The sequence below is a fragment of the Kitasatospora sp. NPDC004272 genome, assembly GCF_053603035.1.
In genome coordinates this window covers 1-17790 of sequence record NZ_JBSGET010000161.1, presented here as the reverse complement: position 1 = coordinate 17790, position 17790 = coordinate 1, and the positions used below count along the sequence as shown (strand labels likewise).

General features: G+C 73.7%; 12 protein-coding genes. 9 read left to right on the top strand and 3 right to left on the bottom strand.

Annotated elements, in window-relative coordinates; genetic code table 11:
* Positions 1–115 precede the first annotated feature (115 nt).
* The 4 genes from ACWEO5_RS33450 (at position 116) to ACWEO5_RS33435 (ending at position 4473) form a co-directional block, all read left to right on the top strand.
* A complete protein-coding gene (locus ACWEO5_RS33450) occupies positions 116–1870 on the top strand; it encodes a substrate-binding domain-containing protein (RefSeq protein ID WP_452165891.1) in 1755 nt (584 codons plus the stop codon).
* Positions 1871–1997: 127 nt separating this feature from the next.
* Complete coding sequence (locus ACWEO5_RS33445) at positions 1998–2888, top strand: sortase (RefSeq protein ID WP_452165890.1); 891 nt, start codon at positions 1998–2000, stop codon at positions 2886–2888.
* 26 nt (positions 2889–2914) lie between these two features.
* Positions 2915–3796, top strand: a complete 882-nt coding sequence (locus tag ACWEO5_RS33440; protein WP_452165889.1) for a phosphate ABC transporter ATP-binding protein — start codon at positions 2915–2917, stop codon at positions 3794–3796.
* 125 nt (positions 3797–3921) lie between these two features.
* On the top strand, positions 3922–4473 hold the full coding sequence (locus ACWEO5_RS33435) for a YceI family protein (protein ID WP_452165888.1): 552 nt from the start codon (positions 3922–3924) through the stop codon (positions 4471–4473).
* Positions 4474–4577: 104 nt separating this feature from the next.
* On the opposite strand, the gene ACWEO5_RS33430 is transcribed toward ACWEO5_RS33435, so the two are convergent.
* Together ACWEO5_RS33430 and ACWEO5_RS33425 are read right to left on the bottom strand one after the other, a co-directional pair.
* A complete protein-coding gene (locus ACWEO5_RS33430; RefSeq protein WP_452165887.1) occupies positions 4578–5804 on the bottom strand; it encodes a hypothetical protein in 1227 nt (408 codons plus the stop codon).
* Positions 5794–6396 carry a SigE family RNA polymerase sigma factor gene (locus ACWEO5_RS33425; protein ID WP_452165886.1) on the bottom strand — a complete coding sequence of 201 codons (603 nt, stop codon included), beginning with the start codon at positions 6394–6396 and terminating at the stop codon, positions 5794–5796. Before ACWEO5_RS33425 ends, ACWEO5_RS33430 begins: the two co-directional genes overlap by 11 nt.
* 370 nt (positions 6397–6766) lie before the next feature.
* Between ACWEO5_RS33425 and ACWEO5_RS33420 the strand changes: the two genes are divergently transcribed.
* The 4 genes from ACWEO5_RS33420 (at position 6767) to ACWEO5_RS33405 (ending at position 14858) form a co-directional block, all read left to right on the top strand.
* A complete protein-coding gene (locus tag ACWEO5_RS33420; RefSeq protein WP_452165885.1) occupies positions 6767–11212 on the top strand; it encodes an AAA domain-containing protein in 4446 nt (1481 codons plus the stop codon).
* The gene (locus ACWEO5_RS33415; protein ID WP_452165884.1) at positions 11209–12066 is read left to right on the top strand and encodes a hypothetical protein; all 858 of its coding nucleotides are present in this window, start codon (positions 11209–11211) and stop codon (positions 12064–12066) included. The genes ACWEO5_RS33420 and ACWEO5_RS33415 overlap by 4 nt, the downstream gene beginning before the upstream one ends.
* A 152-nt stretch (positions 12067–12218) precedes the next feature.
* Positions 12219–13652 (top strand): dihydrolipoyl dehydrogenase family protein, encoded by a 1434-nt coding sequence (locus tag ACWEO5_RS33410; RefSeq protein WP_452165892.1) that lies wholly within the window; start codon positions 12219–12221, stop codon positions 13650–13652.
* Between the two features lie 186 nt (positions 13653–13838).
* Positions 13839–14858, top strand: coding sequence for an LLM class flavin-dependent oxidoreductase (locus ACWEO5_RS33405; protein WP_452165883.1), 1020 nt, complete (start codon positions 13839–13841; stop codon positions 14856–14858).
* Positions 14859–15077: 219 nt separating this feature from the next.
* On the opposite strand, the gene ACWEO5_RS33400 is transcribed toward ACWEO5_RS33405, so the two are convergent.
* The gene (locus ACWEO5_RS33400) at positions 15078–15953 is read right to left on the bottom strand and encodes a LysR family transcriptional regulator (RefSeq protein ID WP_452165882.1); all 876 of its coding nucleotides are present in this window, start codon (positions 15951–15953) and stop codon (positions 15078–15080) included.
* A 260-nt stretch (positions 15954–16213) separates the two neighbouring features.
* Here ACWEO5_RS33400 and ACWEO5_RS33395 point away from each other — a divergent pair, with 260 nt between their 5' ends.
* Positions 16214–17629 (top strand): MFS transporter, encoded by a 1416-nt coding sequence (locus ACWEO5_RS33395; protein WP_452165881.1) that lies wholly within the window; start codon positions 16214–16216, stop codon positions 17627–17629.
* Positions 17630–17790: the final 161 nt, after the last annotated feature.

Genomic DNA, 17790 nt, shown 5'->3' with positions numbered 1-17790 from the left:
CTCCCGGCGCCGCCGCCGCACCCGCCCCGGCCCCCGCGCCCGCCCCGGCCGTGCTCGCCGCGACCGCGCCGACGGTGGGGACCCGATGACCCGTCACAGAAGGAAGACCCGTCCCGTGCGACTCCGTCACCTGGCCGCGGCGCTGCTCGCCGCCGTGCTGGCCCTGCCCACCACGCTGCTCGGCGCGTCCCCGGCGTACGCCGCCACCTCGCTGAACGCGGACGGCTCCAGCTGGGCCGGGCCGGCCATCGACCAGTGGCGGCGCGACGTCGGCCCGCTGGGCATCGAGATCGACTTCAACCCGGTCGGCTCGGCGGCCGGCCGGGTGCAGTGGCGGGTCGGCCAGGACGACTTCACCGCCTCCGACGTGCCGTTCCGCAGCAAGAACGACAGCGGCGTGGGCCAGGGCCAGACCGGCACCGGCGTGGGCACCGCGGAGAACCCGACGTACGGGTACTCCTACGTGCCGATCACGGCCGGCGGCACCGCGCTGATGTACCACCTGGAGCTCGGCGGCAAGAAGATCACCGACCTGCGGCTGTCCCCGGACACCATCGTCGGCATCTTCACCAACCGGATCACCTCCTGGGACGACCCGAAGATCACCGCCGACTACGGCAAGGCGCTGCCGAAGGTCCCGATCACCCCGGTGGTGCGCTCCGACGGCTCCGGCGCCACCGCCCAGTTCACCCGCTGGATGGAGCACACCCACAAGGACGAGTGGGACGCCTACTGCACCAAGGTCAACGGCGTCAGCTGCGGCGACTACACCGAGTTCTTCCCGCCGTCCGGCCGGATGACCTCGCAGAACGGCTCGGACGTGGTCGCGGGCTACATCCAGTCGCCGACCGGCATCGGCGCGATCGGCTACGACGAGTACGCGTTCGCCAAGCGCAGCAACTGGCCCGTCGTCAAGGTGCTCAACCCGGCCGGGTACTACACCCTGCCGACCGCCTCCAACGTCGCGGTGGCGCTGACCGCCGCGAAGATCCGCGGCGTCGACGACAACACCTCCGCGAACGACCCGGACTACCTGCAGCAGAACCTCGACGGCGTCTACAGCAACAACGACGCCCGCTCGTACCCGATCTCCTCCTACAGCTACCTGATCGTGCCGCGGGCGGGCGCCGCCCTCCCCGTCCCGCCGCGCTTCAACGACGCCAAGGGCAGCGCGCTCAGCCGCTACCTGGCCTACGTGCTGTGCGCCGGACAGGGCGAGGCGGACGACCTCGGCTACTCGCCGATCCCGCGCAACCTGGTGCGCGGCGGCCTGCTCCAGACCCAGCACATCCCCGGCAACGCCAGCCCCGTCGACCCGAACGCGCTCAACAACTGCCCCAACCCGACGTTCAACTCGGCCGGCGAGCTGACCGTGCTGAAGAATGCCCCGCAGCCCTCCCCGTGCGACAAGCAGGGCAGCCCGCTGGACTGCACCGTGCAGAACGGCCAGGCGGTCAAGACCGGCGGCTCCAAGTCCGGCTCCAGCGGCGGAGGTTCGGGCTCCGGCGGGGCGGGTGGCTCCGGCTCCGGCGGCGGTTCCGGTTCCGGCTCCGGCGGCGGTTCCGGTTCGGGCTCCGGCGGGACGGGCGACGGCGGCACCGGCACGGACGGTTCGGGCGGCACCGGCGACGGGTCCCAGGCGGTGATCGACCCGCAGACCGGCGAACTGCTCGACAGCGGCACCGGCACCGGCGGCGGTTCCGGCGGCGGCTCGGGCGCCGCACCCGCCCAGGTGGTCGCGCTCGGCGGCCGCCCGCAGGACTGGCTGCTGTCCACGCTCACCGCGCTCGAACTCCTCGGCGTGGTCACCGTCCCCCCGCTGCTGGCCGCCTGGTGGCGCCGCCGCGACCGGACGGCGGGCAGCCGGTGAACCCCGCCACCGCACCGACCGCCACCGCCACCGCGCCGACCGCAGGCCCCGCCACCGCGCCGACCCTACGGGCCGCACGCGCCGCGACCGCGCCGACCGCAGGCCCCGCACCCGAGGAGACCGGCAGATGACCGCGCCCACCCTGGAACGGCCGGCCACCGCGGTGCGGCCGGGCCCCGGCGAACCCCCGGCACCCCCGGTGCCCCCGGCCCGGCACCCGCTGCTGGCGGTGGCCCGGGCGGCGACGCTGGCCGCCGTGCTGCTGCTCGGCTTCGCCGGCTACCTGCTCGGCCTCTCCGGCCTGCAGGAGGCCCGCCACCAGTCCACCGCGTACGCCACCCTGCGTGACCGGCTCGCCAACGCCACCGCGCCCACCGGCCCGACCGAGGACGGCGCGCCGCTGGCCGTCCTCGACGTCCCGGCGCTCGGCCTGCGCCGAACCGTCGTGTTCGAGGGCACCACCGGCCGCGACCTGATGCGCGGCCCCGGCCACCGGCGCGACACCGTGCTGCCCGGACAGCCCGGGGTGTCCGTGCTGTTCGGCCGCTCCACCGCGTTCGGCGCGCCGTTCGCCGACCTGACCCGGCTCAAGGTCGGCGACCGGATCGACGTCACCACCGGCCAGGGCAGCTTCCACTACACCGTCAACACCTACGGCGACGGCGACCACCCGATCCAGGACCCCGCGCCCAACCGGCTGGTGCTGGTCACCGGCGACTCCGACTGGATCCCCACCAGCACCGTGCTGGTCGGCGCCCGGCTCGACGGCGACCCCGAACCGGCCGGTGCCAAGCGGCCGGCCGGCACCGCCACCGACAAGGTGCTGGCCGCCGACAAGGGCGCCCTGCCCGCGCTCCAACTCTGGTCGCTGGCCCTGCTGCTGGCCGTCTCCGGGGCCGTCCTCGCGGCCCGCCGCTGGCGCCGCTCCGCCGCCTACCTGTGCTTCGCGCCGGTGGTCGCCGCCCTGCTCTGGTCGGTGTACGAGAACGCCGCCGCCCTGCTCCCCAACGTCTACTGAGCTCCCCGGGAAAGGACCGCCCGACGATGACCGAGACCGCCCAACCCCCCTTCCCCGTCCAGAAGTCCGGAGCCCAGGACGACCCGCCCACGGTGCCGCTGCCGCCCGTCCCGTCCGACCCGGCGCCCCGCGCCCTGTCCGGGCTGGAGACCCGCGAGGTCACCGCCTGGTTCGGCGCGCGCAAGGTGCTCGAACGGGTCTCCTTCACCATGCGGGCCGGTGAGATCACCGCCCTGATCGGCCCGTCCGGCTGCGGCAAGTCCACCTACCTGCGGATCCTCAACCGGATGCACGAGATGGTGCGCGGCGCCGCACTGGCGGGCGAGGTCCTGCTGGAGGGCGAGGACGTGTACGCCCCGCACCGCCGCCCCGCCGAGGTCCGCCGCCGGATCGGCATGGTCTTCCAGCGCCCCAACCCGTTCCCCGCGATGTCGCTGTACGACAACGTGGTCAGCGGGCTCAAGCTGTCCGGCATCAAGGCGACCCGCGAGGAGCGCGACCACCTGGTCGAGTCCAGCCTGCGGCAGGCCGGCCTGTGGAACGAGGTCAGCAACCGCCTCGGCACCCCCGGCGGCGCGCTCTCCGGCGGCCAGCAGCAGCGCCTGTGCATCGCCCGCTCGCTCGCGGTCTCCCCGGAGATCCTGCTGATGGACGAACCCTGCTCCGCGCTCGACCCGACCTCCACCCGCCGGATCGAGGAGACCATCGCCGAACTGCGCCACCGGCTCACCATCGTCATCGTCACCCACAACATGCAGCAGGCCCAACGCGTCTCCCAGTCCTGCGCGTTCTTCCTCGCCACCCACGACACCCCCGGCCGGATCGTCGAGTCCGGCCCCACCGAACGCCTCTTCACCGACCCGGCCGACCCGCGCACCGCCGACTACGTCAACGGCCGCTTCGGCTGACCCTCCTGACCCGCCGTCGGCCGCGTGTCACGGCCGGCTGGCGGGAGCGCAGCGCCTAGCGTGGACGGTGGACCGGCAGGCCCGGTCCGCCGCACGCGTACCGCCACGAGGAGAGAGCGCCGACCATGACCGTCAGCCTGCCCGAGCTCACCGGGGACTACGTCCTCGACCCGACCCACACCCGGATCGGGTTCGTCGCCCGCCACGCCATGGTCACCAAGGTGCGCGGTGCCTTCCACCAGTTCGAGGGCACCGCGCACCTGGACGGCGCCGACCCGGCCAAGTCCACCGGCCAGGTCGTGATCAAGACCGAGAGCATCGACACCGGCGTCGAGCAGCGCGACCAGCACCTGCGCACCAACGACTTCCTGGACGCGCCGAACTTCCCCGACATCACCTTCCGCACCACCAAGGTCGAGCAGAAGTCCGACACCGACTACCGGGTCACCGGCGACCTCACCGTCAAGGACACCACCAAGTCGGTCACCATCGACTTCGAGTACACCGGCAACGCCGTCGACCCCTACGGCAACCTGCGGGTCGGCCTGGAGGGCTCGGTCACCATCAGCCGCAAGGAGTTCGGCGTCACCTGGAACGCCGCGCTGGAGGGCGGCGGCGTGCTGGTCGGCGACAAGGTCGTGCTGGAGTTCGACGTCTCGGCGATCAAGCAGAGCTGAGCAGAGCTGAGCTGAGCTGAGCAGAGCAGAGCTGAGCGGGGCCGAGTACGGCCGGAAGGCCCCCGCCCGGGTGACGACCTCCGGGCGGGGGCCTTCCGCGCTGCTCAGGACCGCCAGGACGGCGAGAGCACGACCGCCTTCAGCGCGGCCAGGTCGAGCGCCGGGTCACCGGGCGCGGCCTCGTAGCCCTTCTCCCCGTTCCACTCGTTGACCCGCAGCTGGGCGCCGTCCGGGTAGTACACGGTCGCCCCCCAGTGCAGCAGGACGTCGGTCGCGGTCTTGCCGTTGCCGGTGGCGTTGACCACCACCATCCCGCCGCCCGGCAGCGGCTCGCGGACCTCCAGCGGGGTCGGCAGGGTCTGCGGCAGGGTGGCCAGGTCGTCCAGCCCGCGCTGGGAGGGCGGGTCGAACGCCACCGTCAGCGAGCTGTGCCGCCCCTGCGCGGTCACGGCCAGCCGGCTGTTCGACGGGTCGCGGGTGTCCACGGTGGTCCCCGCCGGGAGCAGCGCGGTCAGCTCGTCCAGCAGCGTCTCCGTCGTCCCGGCGGCGGTCGGCGACGGGTGGGCGTCCGCCGAGACGGTGGCGTCCGGGGTGCCCGCCACCGGGGTCAGCGCGGCGAACGCCTCCGTCCACACCGGGGAGGTCACCGCGGCGGTCAACTGGGCGTCCGTCAGCGGCGGGGCGCTCCGGACGGGGTTGCTCGGCTCCCCGTTGTACTCGGTCAGCCGCACCTGGCGCCCGTCCGGCGCCGCCCACACCGCCCGCCACTCCCGCACGGCGGCGACGCTCCGGTTGCGCAGCTTGTCGATGACCAGCACCGAGCCGTCCGGCTGCACCGTGCGCGCGCAGGAGTCCGTCGGCACCTGGAAGGCGTTCATGCAGACCACCTGGTCGACCCGGTCCGCGGTGTACTGCACGGTCACTTCGAGCAAGCTCGCGCCCGACCCGTCGTCGTAGAACAGCGTGCTGCCCATCTCGTGCGGGCTGCGCCCGCCGGTCCAGGTGCGGTCCATCCGCTGGAGCTTGCCGTCCTTCGGCAGCGCCCCGGCCAGCAGTTCCTCGAAGCGCTGCTCCGACACCCGGACGTGCCCCGAGGTGGCCGGGTCGTCCGCACCGGAGTGCCCGTACCCGGCGGCCGAGAGGCCGGCCGCCGCCGCCAGCACCGTCACCGCCAGCGCGCCCGTGGCCGCCGCCACGTGCCGCCGCTGCCGCCGCAGGCCGGAGCGGCGGGCCCCCGCGGCCAGCCGTCCCGGCACCGGCTCCGGCGCCAGCGCGACCGCGCCGTCGAACACCCGGGAGAGCGCGGAACCCAGTTCGTCGTCAGTGGGCATGGTGCGGCACCGCCTTGTCGGGATCGCCGGTGGACGTGGGGGAGGACGGGCGCCCCAGCAGGGCGTCGAGGTCGGTGCCGAGCACCGACCGCAGCCGGACCAGCGCCCGCTTGGTGCGGGTGCGCACCGCGCTGTCGCCGATCCGCAGCACGCCGGCGGTGTCCTCGACGCTGCGGTCCTCCCAGAACCGCAGCACCAGCACCGCCCGGTCCGCCGGGGAGAGCGCCGACAGCGCCCGCAGCAGGGTCAGCCGCAGCGCCGGATCGGGGTCGTCCACCCCGGTCTCCGGCAGCACGTCGGTGATCCGCTCGGTGGTGGAGCGCCGCCGCCGGTACGACAGGAAGGTGTTGACCAGCACGGTCTGCGCGTAGCCGTTCGGGTTCTCCAGCCGGGAGATCTTCCGCCACTTCAGGAAGACCCGGCCCAGCGCCTCCTGCACCAGGTCCTCCGCGAGGTGCGCGTCCCCGCCGGTCAGCAGGAAGGCCGTCCGCAGCAGGTGCCGCTCGCGGAACGCCACGAATTCCTCGAACTCCGGTGTCCGCGGCGTCCCCGGTCCGTCGTCCGGCCCCGCCCGGTTCGATGAGTGATCCATGCCCTGGTAACGCATCGGCCCCGACGGTACGTGACACCCCGTCCGGCTGCGTGCGTCCGGACTCCCCACGAGCGGGAAACGGGAGGCAACAGGTGGAAACTCATCGTGTCCAAGCCACAGCGGAGTGTGTATCCGGCCACTTTCCGGGGAGTTGCTCCCGCCGGAACCGACCATGGTCATCCTGGAACGTTCGTCACCGACCGAGGGGAGAATGGTGGACGTTCCACACCTGCACGCGCGGAATCCGGAGGTCGTCGGAAAGACGGCCGCACTGCTCGGATTCCTGCGCGAAGTGGTGCAAAGCGGCACCCAGCGCTCCAGGGACACCCGTTCCTGGGGGCACTTGTGGCTGTGCGATCTGCCGACGACGGTGGCGAAGCCGGACAGACAGCCGGACCGCCCGCTGTTCGTCCTCGACCACGTCCCGCAGAGCGCGCCGCCCGACATCCCGGCCGAGCTGCTCGGCTGGCTGGACAGCCGGGACGTGCAGACCCCGGACAGTGACCCGCCACTGGCCGAACTGGGGCCGGAACGCGAACCGGCACCGGATCGCGGGCACTGGCAGGACACCGGCGCGACGGTCGAGCGACGAGCAGCGGACGAGGTGCTGCGTTCATACGGCAATTGGCTGGTCCGTTGGCGGCGCTGGGCCGAACGCGAACGGTCGGACCGGCCGTTGCGGGAGCTGTACGAGACCGTTTACCGCTGGCACCAGCGGCTGGTCCAGCAGGACGACCAAGTCGAACTCGTCCTGGGTGCGGGGCTGCTGACCTGGAGCGACCCGCGCGGGGCGGTCCTGCACCGCCACCTCCTCGCCTGTCGCGCGGTCACCGAGGTGGACCAGCGCACCGCGCGGATCACCGTGAGGCTGTCCAACGACAGCGGCATGCGGCTGGAGGACCAGGACTTCCTCGACAGCGACGACGGCCTGGTGCCGGAGCGCTCCGCGGTACTTGCCAAGGAACTGTCGGCGGACCCGGTGCATCCGCTGGGCGAGGAAGCCCTCGCATACCTGACCAGGTGGCAGGAACTCGTCCTGCCCCGCCCGCTCTCCTTCCACCCGGGCTGGCAGCCGCCCGACGAGCCGGGAGCGGGCCTGCGGCTCACTTTCGCGCCCGCACTGATGCTGCGTCCGATGAGCCGCAACGCGCTGCTGCGCCGCTACGAGCAGATCGCTCAGACCGTGGTTGCGGAGCGGCAGGCGCCGCTCGGCCTGGCTCAGCTGGTCATGACCATCGGCCCGCAGGCACGCGCCGGGTGGAACGGAGACTCCGCTCGCGGCCTGTTCGACGAGGAACCGCTGTTCCCGGGCAAGACCAATGCCCAGCAGCGCGCCGTGCTCGACCGCCTCCAGCGCGACACCGGAGTGGTCGTGCAGGGGCCGCCCGGAACGGGCAAGACCCACACCATCGCCAATCTGCTCAGCGCACTGCTCGCGCAGGGGCAGCGGGTTCTGGTCACCAGCGCCCGCGACCACGCCCTGACCGTACTGAGGGACAAGCTGCCGCCGGCCGTCCGCGACCTGTGCGTGCTCCTGCTCAGCGGCGTCCGGCAGGACGGCGCGGGCGAACTCGAACGGACCGTCAACGCGCTGAGCGACCAGGTGGCGTCCGGAGACCCGGGCCAACTGAACGAGGAGATCCGGCGACTGACCCAGCGCCGGCAAGAGGTCACCAGCCGTCGTAAGCTGCTGACCGAGCAGGTCATCGCACTTCGGGAGGCCGAGCTCTACCAGCACCCCGAGGTCGCACCGGGTTACTCGGGCACGCTCGCCGGGATCGTTCGAAAGGTCCAGGAGGAGGCCCCCGCGCTGTCCTGGATCGGCAGCCTCTCCGACCGGGCCCCGTCGGTGCCGCCGCTCGGCGCGCTTGAGGCCGAAGAACTGCTGGTGCTGCTCCGGGAGGGGGCCGCGGAGCTGGTCGCCGGGCCCATGCCGCCCGCACCGGCGTCGCTGCCCACCCCCGGGCAGGTGGCCACCGCCGTGGCGGAGGAGTCCCCGGCCTCCGGACTGCCGGACGAGACCGCCGCGCTGCGCGATCAGCTCACCGTGCTCGACACCCCGACCACCGATCACCTGGTCGGGCTGCTCGGCTCCGGCCGGGCCTTGTTGCACCGCCTCGGTGCTCCGTGGGAGGCCGAGCGATGGGGCGACAGCGAGTGGTCGCGGCGGGCCCTCACGGACCGACTGGCCCGCCGCCGTACCGACCTGTGGAACCGGGTCGCGGAGGCCGGGGCAGCGGTCGACGCCGTGGTCGACGGGCTCGCCAGGGCAGGTGTCCGCACTGTCGCCCTACCGGAGGAGCTCACATTGGAACAAGCGACCCGGCTCGCGGCCGCCGTATCCGAACTGCGCGCGAATCCGGCCGGACGCCGAGGAGTGCGCGGACTCGTCACTCCGAAAGCGCAGCGCCAGGCCCGCGAGCTGCTGGACAACTGCCGCGTCGACGGTCGTCCGCCGACCGACGCCGCCGACTTCGAGGCAGTGCACGCCCATCTGAAGGCCGGGCCCGTACTGGCCACCGTCGCGGTCCGCTGGGACCAGGTCGGCGCACCGCTGGAGGACGGGCCGCTGGAAGTCCGGGTGGCGACACTGCGGGAGCGCTACCGGCACCTGGAGTCGGTGGCGGCCTTCGGCGGTCTCCGCGAACGGGTGGACGACCTGCTGGTCGGCCGCGGGATCTACCTCGATCTGACGACACCCCGGCAATGGGACCATTTCACCTCCGCGGTGTTCGCACTGGCCGGACGGCAACGTGCCGAAGACGCCACCACTCGCCTCGCCAGCTGGGAGCGCGTCCTGCGCGGAGGGAACGACGGGCACTCCCCGACCCTCGAATCGCTGGCCATGGCCCAGGCCCTCGCCGACCGCGACCTCGACCGCTACGGCAAGGAACTGGACGCCTACACGGCTGCTCACGCCAAGCAGCGGCAGGCTCGGCGCTGCTCCGAGCTGCTCGACGCGCTGCGCGTCGCCTCACCTACGCTGGCGAACCGGATCGTCGCGGAGTGCCACGCCCCGGAATGGGACGAGCGGGTGGGCCGCCTCGCAGACGCGTGGGCCTGGGCCGGAGCCTGCCGCTTCGTCCACGAGGAGCGCGCCCCCGGACGGGAGCAACGGCTCGACGCCGAACTCACCGAGTGCGAGAGCAGGCTGGAGGAACTGACCGGCGATCTGGCGGCAGCCAAGGGCCGACTGCACTGCCTGCAGCGGATGACCCCCGAACAGCGTTCCGCCCTACAGGCGTACCGCAGCCACATGGCGTCCTACGGCAAGGGCAAGGGCAAGATCGCTGCGGAGTTCGGGGCAGCCGCCCGCAGTGCCATGCAGATCGCCCAGGGTGCGGTGCCGGCCTGGGTGATGCCGATCTCCCGGGTCGCCGAGATGATCGAACCGCATCAGGACGCCTTCGACGTGGTGATCGTGGACGAAGCCAGCCAGGCGGGGATGGACGCGCTGTTCCTGCTGTGGCTCGCCCCGCGGATCATCGTGGTCGGCGACGACAAGCAGTGCACCCCGGCGGTGGCCGGCTTCGGCCGCCTCCAGCAGATTCAGGACCGGCTCACCGCGCACCTCCCGGACGTGCCCCGGCACCTGAGGCAGCTCTACACCCCGCAGTCGAACCTCTACCAGTTGCTCTCCACTTTCTTCCCCTCGACGATCCGGCTCCAGGAACACTTCCGCTGCATGCCGGAGATCATCGGCTGGTCCTCGGCGATGTTCTACGACCCACCCGGGCTGACACCCCTGCGGCAGTACGGCGGCGAACGCCTCGATCCGCTGCTGACGCACTACGTCGCCGACGGCGTGGCCGAAGGCCGCGAGCACCGGATCCGCAACCCCCGGGAGGCCGAGGCGATCGTCGACCGACTGGCCTCGTTCACCGCCGATCCCGCCTACGAGGGCCGGACCATGGGCGTCATCGTGCTCCAGGGCGGCTACGGCGGCCAGGTGAAGCTGCTGGAACAAATGATCGAGCAGCGGATTCCCGCCCCCGTCCGGGAGAAGCACCGCATCAGGGTCGGGACCCCGGCCATGTTCCAGGGTGACGAACGCCACGTCATCCTGCTCTCGATGGTGGTCGACAAGGTCCGCAAGGTCGCAGGTGGGCTGCGGAGCGAGCAGCAGGCGTACAACGTGGCTGCCAGCCGGGCCCAGGACCAGATGATCCTGTTCTACTCGGTCCCCCCGGACCGGATGAAGCCCGGCGACCTGCGGTCGAATCTGCTCGGTTACATGCGGAACCCGCCGGCCGCGCTGGCGGAGGCGGACGATCTCGGCACCGTGCTGCCCGACGTGCCCCGCAAGCCCTTCGATTCACTGTTCGAGCAGCAGGTCTACCTGCGGATCAAGGAGCGCGGCTACCACGTTGTCCCGCAGTACCCCGCAGGGAACAAGCGGATCGACCTGGTGGTCATCGGCGCCCGGGGCCGCATCGGCGTCGAGTGCGACGGCGACCACTACCACTCCACGCTCGAACAGCTCCGCCACGACCAACAGCGCGACCGCGAACTCCAGCGTGTCGGCTGGCGATTCTGGCGGATTCCGGAGAGCGAATTCCGTTTCGACCCCGACCGGGCACTGGCCGGCCTCTGGCAGGAGCTCGACCGACTGGGCATCGCCCCCGCGACCTACCACCGACCTCCCGACGAAGCCCCCTCCGACGGACCGCGGACACCGTGGACACCGATGGTCCTGCCCGAGGCCGACGAACCGTCCGTCGAGCAGACCGACGATTCGTCCCCCGAACACACCGACGACCCGGCCGAGCACCCGACCGGCGAAACCCGCCGTACCCCTCCCGAAGGAAACCGATGAACACCCGACAGTCTCTGCCCGACAGCCTGCTGCTCGACGAGAACACCGTGACGGAACTCGCCAGGGTGGTCACCGGAGATGATGACCTCTACTACCGCAAGGGGTACGAGATCGAGGGCTTCCTGCGCCGGGCCGGCTGGCAGGACGTCCCTGCCTACGACGGCCAGTACCGTCGTGAATGGGCGGTCGAACTGCTGATGGAACGTCGCGACCGGCCTGCCGAGATCGAGAAGGTCCTGTTGCGCCTCGCCGACGCCCGCGAGTACCTCGACGAACCTGAACTCCTCGCGGATGTCCTCGCCGCGGTCAACTCGTTTCTCGTGCACGAAGGCCTCCGGCTGGAAGCCGGCGGCAGCGGTCCCCGACTGCTGGCCTGCGACCCGGCGCTGGCACACCCCTCGGAGTACGGAGCGACCGAACTCCGGGTGGCGATGGCTGACATCATCCAAGACCCGGCCATGGTCCAGTTGCTGCAGCGCCGCCTGGACGAGGCCCGAACCTGCTACGCACACGGCGCGCACGTGGCAGCCATCGTCATGCTGGGCAGTCTGATGGAGGGCGTCCTCCTGCAGACCGTGGTGGAACGGGATCGGACGCTGCTGGGCAACACGGCACCGCGGAACGCGAAGTTCGAAGGCCTGATCGACCTGTGTCACACAGCCGGCTGGATCGACGGTGACGCCCAGAAGTTCAGTCACGTGCTGCGCAGGTACCGCAACTTCGTCCATCCCGATCTGGAAGCCCGCGAGGCACACCGGCCAGACCGGGACACGCTCGGAATCTGCTGGCAGGTGGTGAACGCCGCACTCAACGACCTCGCGGCCTCGGGGGGCGGTTCGCAGGGGAACAGCTAGACCGGAGAGCCGGTGCACCGCCGGCCCGGCGGTGCACCGGCTCTCCGCGAGGTCAGCCGTGAGCCGGACCAGCAGAGTGGTGTCCGTGCGGCACGATGGGTGTGACGGGCCGTCGAGGTGCGGCGGGGCGAACGGAGAGGGCGGTGGGTGCGATGGGTGCCGAGGACGACGGCTACGACCTGGTGGTGATCGGTGGCGGCCCCACCGGGGAGAACCTCGCCGACCGGGCCCGCGCCGGGGGGCTGAGCGTGGCCCTGGTCGAGCGCGAACTCCTCGGCGGCGAGTGCTCGTACTGGGCCTGCATGCCCAGCAAGGCGCTGCTGCGTCCGGTCGCCGCGCTCGCCGACGCCCGGCGGGTGGCGGGCAGCCGGGAGGCCGTCACCGGGCCGCTCGACCCGGCCGCCGTGCTGGCCCGCCGGGACGCGTTCGCCTCGCACTGGCACGACGACGGGCAGGTCGAGTGGCTCGCCTCGGCCGGGATCGACCTGGTCCGCGGGCACGGGCGGCTGGACGGCGAGCGGAGGGTCACCGTCGACACCCCCGGCGGCGGGCGGCGCACCCTCACCGCCCGGCACGCCGTCGCCGTGTGCACCGGCACCCGGGCCGCCCTCCCCGACCTGCCCGGCCTGGCCGACGCCCGGGTGTGGACCAGCCGCGAGGCCACCTCCGCGCAGGCCGTCCCCGGGCGGCTCGCGGTGGTCGGCGGCGGCGTCGTCGCGGTCGAGATGGCCACCGCCTGGCGGGCCCTGGGCAGCGAGGTCACCCTGCTGGTGCGCGGCGGGCGGCTGCTGGAGCGCACCGAGGAGTTCGCCGGGCAGCTCGTCTCGGACGGCCTGCGCGCCGCCGGGGTCGACGTCCGGCTCGGCGCCTCGGTCACCGCCCTGCGCCGCGAACCGGACGGCACCCTGCTGCTCGACCTGGACGACGGCACCCGACTGCCCGCCGACGAGGCGCTGTTCGCCACCGGCCGCCGCCCCGCCACCGCCGACCTCGGCCTGGAGAGCGTCGGGCTCGAACCCGGCAGCTGGATCGACACCGACGACACCGGCCGGGCCACCGCCGTCCCGGCCGGCTGGCTGTACGCCGCGGGCGACGTCAACCACCGCGCGCTCCTCACCCACCAGGGCAAGTACCAGGCCCGGATCTTCGGCGCCGCCATCGCCGACCGCGCCGCCGGCCGCCCGCTCGACCTCGCGCCCTGGGGCCGCTCGGTCGCCACCGCCGACCACGCCGCCGTCCCGCAGGTGGTCTTCACCGACCCCGAGGTCGCCGCCGTCGGCCGCACCCTGCGCGAGGCCGAGGACGCCGGGCTGCGGGTGCGCGCCGTCGACTACGACCTCGGCGGCGTCTCCGGCGCCGCGCTGTACGGCGACGACTACCGCGGCCGGGCCCGCGCCGTCGTCGACCTCGACCGCGAGGTGCTGGTCGGCGTCACCTTCACCGGCCCCGGCGTCGCCGAACTCCTGCACTCCGCGACCGTCGCCGTCGCGGGCGAGGTCCCGCTCTCCCGGCTGTGGCACGCCGTTCCCGCCTACCCGACCGTCAGCGAGGTGTGGCTGCGCCTGCTGGAGACCTACCGGGGCTGACTGGGGCTGACTGGGGCCGGCGGGGGCCGGCGGGGGCCGGCCGGGGCCGGCCGGGGTCGGCCGGGCGCGCGGAGTGTTGCGGGAGCGTGGCGCCGGATCACAATCCCGGCCGACCGTTGATCGCTCCGGCCCCGGTGTGTGAGCGTGGCGGCAGCACGGAGACCGCACGGACCGAGGAGGAACCCGGTGCCCACCCCCGACCGGCCACTGCGCTCGCTGGGATTCCTGACCATCGGGCTGTTCGACGAGCACGACCCGGCGGGCGGCCACGAAGCCACCCTGCGGCTGATCGAACTCGGCGAGCAGCTCGGCTACGACACCGCCTGGCTGCGCCACCGGCACCTCCAGTACGGCATCTCCTCCCCGCTGACGGTGCTCGCCGCCGCCAGCCAGCGCACCCGCCGGATCGGCCTCGGCACCGCCGTCACCCCGCTCGGCTGGGAGAACCCGCTGCGCTACGCGGAGGACCTCGCCACCGTCGACGTGCTCTCCGGTGGACGGCTCAACCCCGGCGTCAGCGTCGGCGTGCCGGTGCACTTCGAGGACGTGAAGGGCGCGCTGTACCCCGACACCGCCGACCGGGAGGACTTCGGCCACGGCCGGGTCGAGCGGCTGGTCGGCCTGCTGCGCGGCCAGCGGGCCAGCGGCTTCCGGGGCACCGAGGGCATCGAGGCGTACTCCGAGCGGGTCCAGCCGCACGTGCCCGGCCTGGCCGCCCGGGTCTGGTACGGCGCCGGCAGCCTGCGCTCGGCGCGCTGGGCCGGCGAGCACGGGCTCAACCTGCTCACCAGCAGCGTGGTGCGGGCCGAAGGGGACGGGGACTTCGAGGCCCACCAGCTCGCCCTGATCCGGGAGTTCCGGGCCGCCCACCCCGCGGGCGAGCGGGCCCGGGTCTCGCACGGCCTGGTGGTCGTCCCCACCGACGGCGCCACCCCCGAGCAGCGCGCCATGTACGAGGCGTACGCGGAGTCCCGGTACGCCCGCACGCTGGCCCCGCAGGGCCCCGGCCGGCTGCTGTTCGCCCCCGACCTGGTCGGCACCAGCGAGCAGCTCGCCGAACGACTGTACGCGCACGCCGGGTTCCGGGAGGCCGACGAGGTCGCCTTCGCGCTGCCGTTCACCTTCGCCCCGGAGGACTACGCGCAGATCCTCACCGACCTCGCCACCCGGCTCGGCCCGCTGCTCGGCTGGCGGCCGGCCGGCTGACCGGCGGGTCGGCTGACCGGCGGGCCGGCGGGCCGGCGGGTCGGCTGACCGGCGGGCCGGGCGGCCGGTGGGCGCACCGACGGCCGGGGGAGAGGCGGTTGACGGTCGGGCGGGGCGGGGCGGGGCCGGGAGCAGTGTGGTTGACGGTCGGGCGGAGCGGGGCCGGGGGCGGTGCGGTTGACGGTCGGGCGGCGGGCCGACGGCCGGTCGGTCGGCCGGTCAGGCCGCGAGCCGGGCGCGGACCGCGTCCCGGAAGCCGGTCAGCTGGGGAGCGGTCGCGTTGCGCTCCAGCCAGGTCATGGTGACCGCCGTCCGCAGGTCTGCGCCGTCGACCTCCACCAGGGCGACCTCGCCCCGTTCGGCCAGCTCCCGGACCGCGACCAGCGGCAGCAGCGCGCAGCCCATCTCGGCGGCCACGCAGGCGCCCAGGGTGCCGATGCCGTCCACCTCGGCGACCGGCTCCCGGCCGGCCACCGCCCCGAGGGCGCCGTCGTACATCTCCCGGAAGCCGCAGCCCCGTTGAGTGGCCAGGAACGGTTCGGCGGCCAGCTCCGCGAGGTCGGCCCGGCCGCGGGCGGCCAGCGGGTGCTCCGGCGGGACGATGACCACCAGCGGCTCCTCGGCCAGCGTCTCCGCGCACAGGCCGGGGGCGGCGGGCGAGGCGCCGAAAGTCAGGCAGAGGTCGAGGTCACCGCTGCGCACCGCGCGGTAGAGCGCGCCCCGGTTGTCCTGGGAGACCCGGACCTTCGTCTCCGGGTGCAGTTCGCGGTAGTGCGCGAGCACCCGGGGCAGCAGGTGGCGGCTGAGCGTCTCCAGCGCGCCGAGGCTCAGCTCGGCGGCGGGCCGGGCGACCGCGAAGCGGGCCTCCTCCAGCAGGGTGAGGATCCGCCCGGTGTACGAGGACAGCACCTCGCCCTGGGCGGTCAGCCGGATCCGGCGCTGCGAGCGGTTGATCAGCTCGACGCCCAACTCCCGTTCCAGCGCCTGGATCTGGTCACTGACACTGGACTGCGCGTAGTGCAGCTCGCGGGCCGCCTGCGTCACGCTGAGGGTCCGGGCGACCGCCTCGAAGGTGCGCAGGTGTCGTAACTCCACGGTGGCGGCGCCCCCTCTGACGATCCATCGGCCCAGCCGATTGTACCCATCGGCCGTTCCCGTCCTCGGAAGCCCCAACTCCCGTTCCCCGTCCGGGAGAATGGACCCACCGCCCCCCCGACGAACCGATGGGTCCCCATCGGCGGATCCGTGCGTCCGTGCGTCCGTGCGTCTGCGCTTCCGCGTGTCCGCGTGTCCGCGTGTCCGCGCGTCCGCCGCCGGGAGGTGCGGCAGTCCGTTCACCGAACGAGGAGCACCCCATGGCTACGCAGGCCGGCGTCCAGCCCGCCGTCACACCGGCCCGGTCCGAAGGCCCCCCGCGCGCACTGCTGATCGGGCTCTCGCTCGGCTACTTCATGGTGCTGCTGGACATGACCATCGTCTCGGTCGCCCTCCCGGCGATGGCCGACCACCTGCACGTCGGCCTCAGCGGACTCCAGTGGGTCACCAACGGGTACACCATCACCTTCGCCGCCCTGCTGCTCACCGCGGGCTGGCTCGCGGACCGCTTCGGCGGCCGTCGGGTCTTCCTGTCCGGCCTGGTCGTGTTCGGGGTGCTGTCCGGCGTCTCCGCGCTGGCGACCACCCTGCCGGTGCTGGTCGCGCTGCGGCTGGCGCTGGGCGCGGCGGGGGCGCTGCTGCTGCCGTCCTCGCTCGCGGTGATCACCGCTGCCCACACCGACCCCGCGGCGCGGGCCCGGGCGCTGGGCGCCTGGGCCGCGATCACCGGCGCGGCCCTGGCCGCCGGACCGGTGGTCGGCGGCGTGCTGACCGCCACGGTCGGCTGGCGCGCGATCTTCCTGATCAACGTCCCGCTGGCGCTGGCCAGCCTGCTGATCACCGCCAAGCTGGCCCCCGAGACCGCCGTCAAGCAGCGCGGCGGACTCGACCTGACCGGCCAGGCCAGCTCGGTCGTCGCGCTCGCCGCCCTGGTGTACGCGCTGACCGAGGGCCCCGACCTGGGCTGGAGCGCCACCGGCGTGCTGGCCGCCCTCGCCCTCGCCGCGCTCGCCGCGGTCACCTTCCTGGTGGCCGAAGTGCGGGCCGGGGACGCCGCGATGGTCCCGCTGCGGATGTTCCGCAGCCCCGGTTTCTCCCCGGCGGTCGGGGCGGGCCTGCTCGCCAACTTCGGCCTCTCCGGCCTGCTGTTCGTCCTGTCGCTGTTCTTCCAGGACGGCCGGGACTACTCGCCGGCCGTCACCGGCCTGGTCTTCCTGCCGCTGACCCTGCCGACCGCGTTCAACCCGATCTACACCGGCCGCCTGGTCGGCCGGATCGGACCGCGCCGCCCCGCGACCCTGGGCTTCGTCCTGATGGGCGCCGGCGCGCTGCTCCAGGCGCCGTTCACCGGCGACTCGGCGGCCGCCCCGGCCGCCACCGCGGCCGGCCTGCTGGCCTTCGGCTTCGGGGTGTCCTTCGCGCTGCCCTCGCTGGTCGCGGGCATGGCGAGCACCGTCCCCGCCGAGTTCGCCGGCCTGGGCGCGGGCGTCCTCAACTCGGCCCGCCAGGTCGGCGCCTCGCTCGGCGTCGCCGTCCTCGGCGTCGTCCTCGACCTCTCCCCGTCCAGCGCCGACGGCACCCGCCGGGCGCTGCTCACGGCCGGAGCGGTCCTGCTGCTCGGGGCCGTCGTCACCGCCGCCGGGCTGCGCGGCAAGGCGCCCGCGGCCATGACCTGACGCCGCGTCGACCATGCTGCGCGGCAGGGCAGTCGGATGACGGGTGGCCCCGGGGGGGGGGGGGGGGGGCCCGGGGGGGGGGGGGGGGGGGGGGGGGGGGGGGGGGCGGGGGGGGGGGGGCCCCCCCCCGGGGGCCGGGGGGCCGCGGCGCCCCCGGCGCC

Bases quoted from the DNA above. Each gene is read 5' to 3' on its own strand.
- ACWEO5_RS33445 (WP_452165890.1), top strand. From the start codon at position 1,998: ATGACCGCGCCCACCCTGGAACGGCCGGCCACCGCGGTGCGGCCGGGC.
- ACWEO5_RS33440 (WP_452165889.1), top strand. From the start codon at position 2,915: ATGACCGAGACCGCCCAACCCCCCTTCCCCGTCCAGAAGTCCGGAGCC.
- ACWEO5_RS33435 (WP_452165888.1), top strand. From the start codon at position 3,922: ATGACCGTCAGCCTGCCCGAGCTCACCGGGGACTACGTCCTCGACCCG.
- ACWEO5_RS33430 (WP_452165887.1), bottom strand. From the start codon at position 5,804: ATGCCCACTGACGACGAACTGGGTTCCGCGCTCTCCCGGGTGTTCGAC.
- ACWEO5_RS33425 (WP_452165886.1), bottom strand. From the start codon at position 6,396: ATGGATCACTCATCGAACCGGGCGGGGCCGGACGACGGACCGGGGACG.
- ACWEO5_RS33415 (WP_452165884.1), top strand. From the start codon at position 11,209: ATGAACACCCGACAGTCTCTGCCCGACAGCCTGCTGCTCGACGAGAAC.
- ACWEO5_RS33410 (WP_452165892.1), top strand. From the start codon at position 12,219: ATGGGTGCCGAGGACGACGGCTACGACCTGGTGGTGATCGGTGGCGGC.
- ACWEO5_RS33395 (WP_452165881.1), top strand. From the start codon at position 16,214: ATGGCTACGCAGGCCGGCGTCCAGCCCGCCGTCACACCGGCCCGGTCC.